Below are 5,454 nucleotides of genomic sequence, written 5' to 3' on the forward strand. Positions count from 1 at the left end.
CCCCGAAGGAGGCGTTCAAGGCCTGCTTCTCGGCCGTTGCCGGATATCTCGGCAGGCCGAGCGCGGAGACCGTGCTGTTTGCCGGCGTGCCGCTCTCGGACACGCGAATTGCGGCCGACGACATCAGGCACCTTGCCGAACGCATCGGCCTGGAAGTCACCGAGTTCAATCATCGCGATTTTCTCAGGGGGCGTATCGACCTGCCGGCCATCGTCTTTCGCGTCAGCCAATTGCCCGTCGCCCTGCTGGCTCTAGGCGAAGGCGATGCGTATATCACCGCGCCCCAGGAAGACGGCCGCACCACGATCGGCCGGTTGGAACTGGCCGCCAGCTACATCAGCGGCGGCGCTTCCTTTTCGATCACCTATGCCAATGCCGCCGAGACCATGTCGGTCGGCTCGGCGGCCAGGATCGAGCGAAGACATTGGCTTACGGGGACGATGGGCGCTTTCTGGCGCACCTACTCGAAAGTCGTCCTGGCGGCGGTGTTCATCAATCTGCTGGCCATAGCCTCGCCGATCTTCACCATGAACGTCTACGACAGGATCCTGCCGAACAAGGCAATATCGACACTGTGGGTCCTGGCTCTCGGCATCGGTGCGGTCATCCTGTTCGACCTGCTTTTGAAGACGGCAAGGGCTTCCCTCATCGACTATGCCGGCCGCAAGGCGGATCTGCGGATATCCTATCTGCTGTTCGAAAAAGTGCTGAACTCGTCGCTTTCGGCGCGCCCCGGCTCGACCGGTGAATACGCAAACAGGATCACGCAATATGAATTCGTCAGGGAGTTCTTCACCTCCAACACCATAAGCGTGTTCATCGACACGGCATTCGTCTTCGTCTTTCTCCTTGTGATCTATGCAATAGGCGGCTGGCTGGTGATCATACCGGCGCTGGCCTTCGTGATGTCCGTCATCGTCGGCCTGGTCACCCAGCGCCGCATCGGCAAGCGCGTCGCCGCCTCGATGAACGAAGCATCGCAGCGCCAGGCCCTGCTGGTCGAATCCATCTCGACGCTGGAGACCATCAAGTCGCTGCGCGCCGAGGCGTATCTGCTGCGGAAATGGGGAGAGCACTCCAAGAACGCCGCCAACACGTCCGAGAAAATCAAGCAGCTTTCGGCGGCGGCGGGCAACATCACCCAGTCCATACAGCAGCTGGTGACCGTCGCCCTGGTCGTGGCCGGCGCCTATGCCTTCTCGGAAGGGCATGTTTCGACAGGAGCAATCATAGGAACGGTGATGCTGGCGAGCAGGGCCGTGGCGCCGCTCGGCCAGATCGCCATAACGTTGTCCCGGTTCCGCCAGGCCATGCTCTCGCTGAGGATGGTGAATTCGATCATGGCTCAACCGGAAGACCGGCCCGACACGGTGGGCTTCGTCAACCGCCCCATCCGCAAGGGCGCGATGGTGTTCAGGAATGTCGGGTTTGTCTATCCAGGCTCGGAAAACGAAGTTTTGACCGGCCTGAATTTCTCGGTCAAGCCGGGTGAGCGGATCGGCATCATCGGCCGCATAGGATCGGGAAAGACGACGATGGGTCGGCTGGTCGGCCGGCTCTTCCTGCCGACTTCCGGTGAGTTGCTGCTGGATGGGATCGACATTCGCCAGTATCACCCGTCCGAGGTTCGCGCCGCGGTCGGCATCGTTGCGCAGGCCGGCGACCTGTTCTCGGGCACCATCAAGGAAAACCTCCTGATGGCATGCCCCGAGGCTACAGACGAACAGATCATCGAAGCGGCAAAGGCGGCCGGCGTCGACGATTTCGTCTCACGCCACCCGCGCGGCTACGACATGAATGTCGGCGAGCGCGGCACCAATCTTTCGGGCGGCCAAAGGCAGACGGTGGCGATCGCGCGCCTGCTGCTGACCAAACCGAAAATCGTCTTTCTGGACGAGCCGTCGGGCTCGATGGATCTTGCTTCCGAACGCCAGTTGATCAAGCAGCTCAAAGTCGCCTTTGACCGCGACACCACGCTGATCGTCTCCACACATCGGTTCAGCATGCTTGAACTGGCCGACCGCCTGATCGTTATCGAACAGGGCAAAATCGTTGCCGACGGACCGAAGGACCAAGTCATACAGGCGTTGCAGAAAACAAGCGCCTGACAAAACAATTATTGCTGCATCCAATGCGTTGGGGCGTGGGAAATGCTTGCCAGGGAAGATCGGCCGCCGCTGTTTGCGTCGGCGTCCATATTCATCATCGGAGCGCTCTTCGTCGTTTTTGTCGCCTGGGCGTCCTTTGCCGAAGTCGATGAGATCGCACGCGGCGACGGCAAGGTCATACCTGCTTCCAAGACCCAGATCATCCAGGCGAGCGAGGCCGGTGTGGTTCAGGAAATCGCCGTGACGATCGGCCAGGTCGTCAAGAAGAACGATCTCATCATCCGCCTGGACAACACGCTCAACACGTCCAGCCTTGGCGAGCAGCAGGCCAAGGCGCGCGCGCTGGAAGTGCGCATAGCAAGGCTGAAATACGAACAGGCCGGCAATCTCTCGGGCCCATTTCCGTGCCCGCAGGACATCCAGTCGGTCGCTCCGCAAATCTGCGACAATGAACAGAAGCTGCTCATCGCCCGGCGTGGGAACTTCGACAACAAGCTGTCCGTGCTCAAGTCACGCCTCGATCAGCGCGAGAAGGAACTTGCCGAGGCGGAGGCCAATTCCGATCGTCTTACCAAGAACCTGGCGGTCAGCGACCAGGAGGCAAAACTGGTCGATGCGATGGTCAAGAAAGGCCTGATGGCAAGGACCGAGCAGCTCCGGGTAGAGCGCGAGCAGACCGAACTCAACGGCCAGCTGAACCTTGCCGGCGAAACGATAAAGAAGATCAGATCGTCGATCACGGAAGCTCAGCTTCAGGTCGAGGAACTCGGCCTGCAATTGCAGCAGGAGGCGCTGGACGACCTTACCCAGGCGCTGGCGGACCTTTCGGTGGTGGATGAGACCATAAGGGGAGCCACCGACAAGGTCGCGCGCACCGATATCCGGTCTCCCGTGGACGGCATCGTCAACACGCTGGAGCTGAACACGGTCGGCGCCTTCGTCCAGCCTGGCGCCGTCGTGGCCGGCATCGTGCCAACCTCCGAAACGTTGCTGGTGGAGGCGCGGGTCTCGCCGCGGGATGTCGCCTTCATCCGTCCCGACCAGGAAGCCCTTATCAAGGTCACCGCCTATGACTTCTCGATCTTCGGCGGCATCGAGGGCAAGGTCTCCAACATCACAGCCGACAGCCTGGTCGATCAGAAAACGGGGGAGCCCTATTATCAGGTGCGCGTGGCGACGGACAAATCGACGCTTCAAAGAGACGGCAAGGCCTATTCGATCATCCCCGGAATGATCTGCTCGGTCGACATCAAGACCGGGCGCAAGACGATCCTGCACTACCTCCTGAAGCCGATCAACAAGGCGCGCGAGGAGGCGATGAGTGAGCGGTAGCGCCAGCCCTCATCATTCCGATCGCGAGCGGCTGCTTGCGCCAGTCGCCGCCGAGGATTTCGGGCTGGAGTTTCGGGTCGTGGCGCGCGGTGGCATACGGCGCGGCATTCGTCTGGAGCGGGCATTCTGGATGTCGCTGAAGCAGATGGCCGAAAGCAGGAAGTGCACGATCGGCATGCTCATCGACGAGATCGCCGAAAGCCAGGCCCAGACAGGCAATCTGACATCCGCGATCAGGGTGGCCTGCATGCGTGGATTGGGGGACGAAAACCTGACCTTGCGAAGGCTTGCATCGATCAACACCATCAACGCCATACTGGTCGCGTGCCCGTCTCCGGCCTTTGCACTGGCTTCTTCGAAGAAGATCCTGTCGTTCAACGCGCCGTTCCAGCAACTGGTCAAACGCCAATTGCCGATCGCCCCAAGCGATGACGCACGGCACGACCTCAAGCTGGCGCTGGATCTCAATGTGGCCGACATCTTCACGCGGCTCGACGCCAATGGCGAATCGCCGGTGGCCACCGGTTTTGTCATCGGCGCGGGTGACCGTCGTTACCGGGGGCAATTGAATGCGGTGCGGGCTCCGGTGCTCGAGCCGGAGCTGCTGATGGCGTTCGTCTTCGGCGGCTGAATGCCCGCCAGTCCTTGGCGAGAACCTATGGCTTGGACTGGCCGAAACCCTATGGCTGAAAACCTTCGCCGGGTGCGACGGTTGCGAAACCGCCCTTGATGTCGGCCATCTGGGCGCCGCCCGGTCTTGAACCGTGGATCCAGGCCCGGTCGGTGCTGAACGAATAGAGCGGGACGTAATCCGGGAGATCGCTGTCACGCATAACGGTGTTGCTGAGGCTGTCGAGAATGAAGGTGCCGCTGCCTGTGCTCACCGACAGCACTGCGTGAAAGAAGCCTCTCTTGCGATCCTGGAGGACGACAAGCGCCATGCTTTGCGTCGGAATGCCGGCCCTCAGCAGGGCGGTCATCTTGAGGATGGCAAAATCCTCGCAATCGCCGGCTCGCCGCTCGAGAATCTCCGACGGCTTCGCCCAATAGTCGAGCTTGCCGTAGACGAGGCTGTCTTTCCTGTAGGCGATCAGGCGATTGACGCTGCTGTTGACGAAGGACAGCTTTTCGCTGAATCCCTTGTCTTGAGCGGCGGCGATCATGCCGGCAAAAGCCGTGCTCTTGTGCTCGCAGGGGCTGCCTGCCGAACAAGCGGTGATTGCCCGGTAGACAGGCGCCCAGCGCGCCGCGACGGGAAAATTGCGCATGGACAAGGCAACCGATCCGAAGACCCCTGGAATAATCGACGCGGTCTGCACCGGATCTATCCCGGCGTCATCTCGCGCCGTTGACGAGCCGTCCCCGCGGTCGACATCCGGGCTATAGCTGCCGGTGACCATGCCGATCCGGTAAGCGTCCGCAGGCTGCCAGGGCTGGGGCCTCGTCAGTGAAACACCGCCGAGACAGGGCGGCGTCTGGACCTTCTCCTGGGGCTTGCCGGGTGCGGCGATATCGCTCGCGAATGACGGCCCCGCCAGGCCGACAAGCCCGATTGCCAGCAGGAGCATCTGGAGCCCGGTTTTTCCCGGAACCGATTTTTGCTTTTTCATAACGCCCACCTTTGACTGTGGACGCTACCAATCTTGTCTCAAATTATTGGAAAGGAAGGTGGATAAATATCCAGCAACTGTCTTCATCCCTTTTATATAAAATTTTATTCGATTTATACTTTGATTTACCAAAAAATCCCGGCCAGTCCTCCGTCAGGGAAGCCTCCGGAGGCCACCATATATCAGGTTATATTGTCGCGGTTTACCACGTGTAAAAAATGCCGAGCAATGCATATCATAATATATGAAATAGATTAGGGGGCAGTTGCAAAGTAGAAATGGCCGCTGTCTCTATCCGGTAAATATCGGAGGGGTTTCAGCCATGACGAACAATATCGAGTTGGACAGCTTTTCGGGTTCCTTGAACGAGCATTCCGCGTCCAGTGAACACGGCGATCAGACAT

General features: G+C 60.0%; 4 protein-coding genes. 3 read left to right on the forward strand and 1 reads right to left on the reverse strand.

Features of this window, described 5'->3' with window-relative positions:
- From EN925_RS21365 to EN925_RS21375, 3 genes are all read left to right on the forward strand, one after another.
- Nucleotides 1-2,108 (forward strand): type I secretion system permease/ATPase (locus EN925_RS21365; protein ID WP_128336885.1); only part of this gene is annotated, 2,108 nt, incomplete at its 5' end.
- Nucleotides 2,109-2,150: 42 nt separating this feature from the next.
- Complete coding sequence (locus EN925_RS21370; RefSeq protein ID WP_127369905.1) at nt 2,151-3,440, forward strand: HlyD family type I secretion periplasmic adaptor subunit; 1,290 nt, start codon at nt 2,151-2,153, stop codon at nt 3,438-3,440.
- Entirely contained in the window at nt 3,430-4,071 is a 642-nt protein-coding gene (locus tag EN925_RS21375) for a ribbon-helix-helix domain-containing protein (protein ID WP_024502654.1), read from the forward strand. The genes EN925_RS21370 and EN925_RS21375 overlap by 11 nt, the downstream gene beginning before the upstream one ends.
- A gap of 49 nt (nt 4,072-4,120) precedes the next feature.
- Here the strand turns inward: EN925_RS21375 and EN925_RS21380 are convergent, their stop codons facing one another.
- Entirely contained in the window at nt 4,121-5,050 is a 930-nt protein-coding gene (locus EN925_RS21380; RefSeq protein WP_127369906.1) for a transglutaminase-like cysteine peptidase, read from the reverse strand.
- Nucleotides 5,051-5,454: the final 404 nt, after the last annotated feature.

It is taken from the genome of Mesorhizobium sp. M7A.F.Ca.US.006.04.2.1 (assembly GCF_004022915.1).
GTDB classification, from domain to species: Bacteria; Pseudomonadota; Alphaproteobacteria; order Rhizobiales; family Rhizobiaceae; genus Mesorhizobium; species Mesorhizobium ciceri.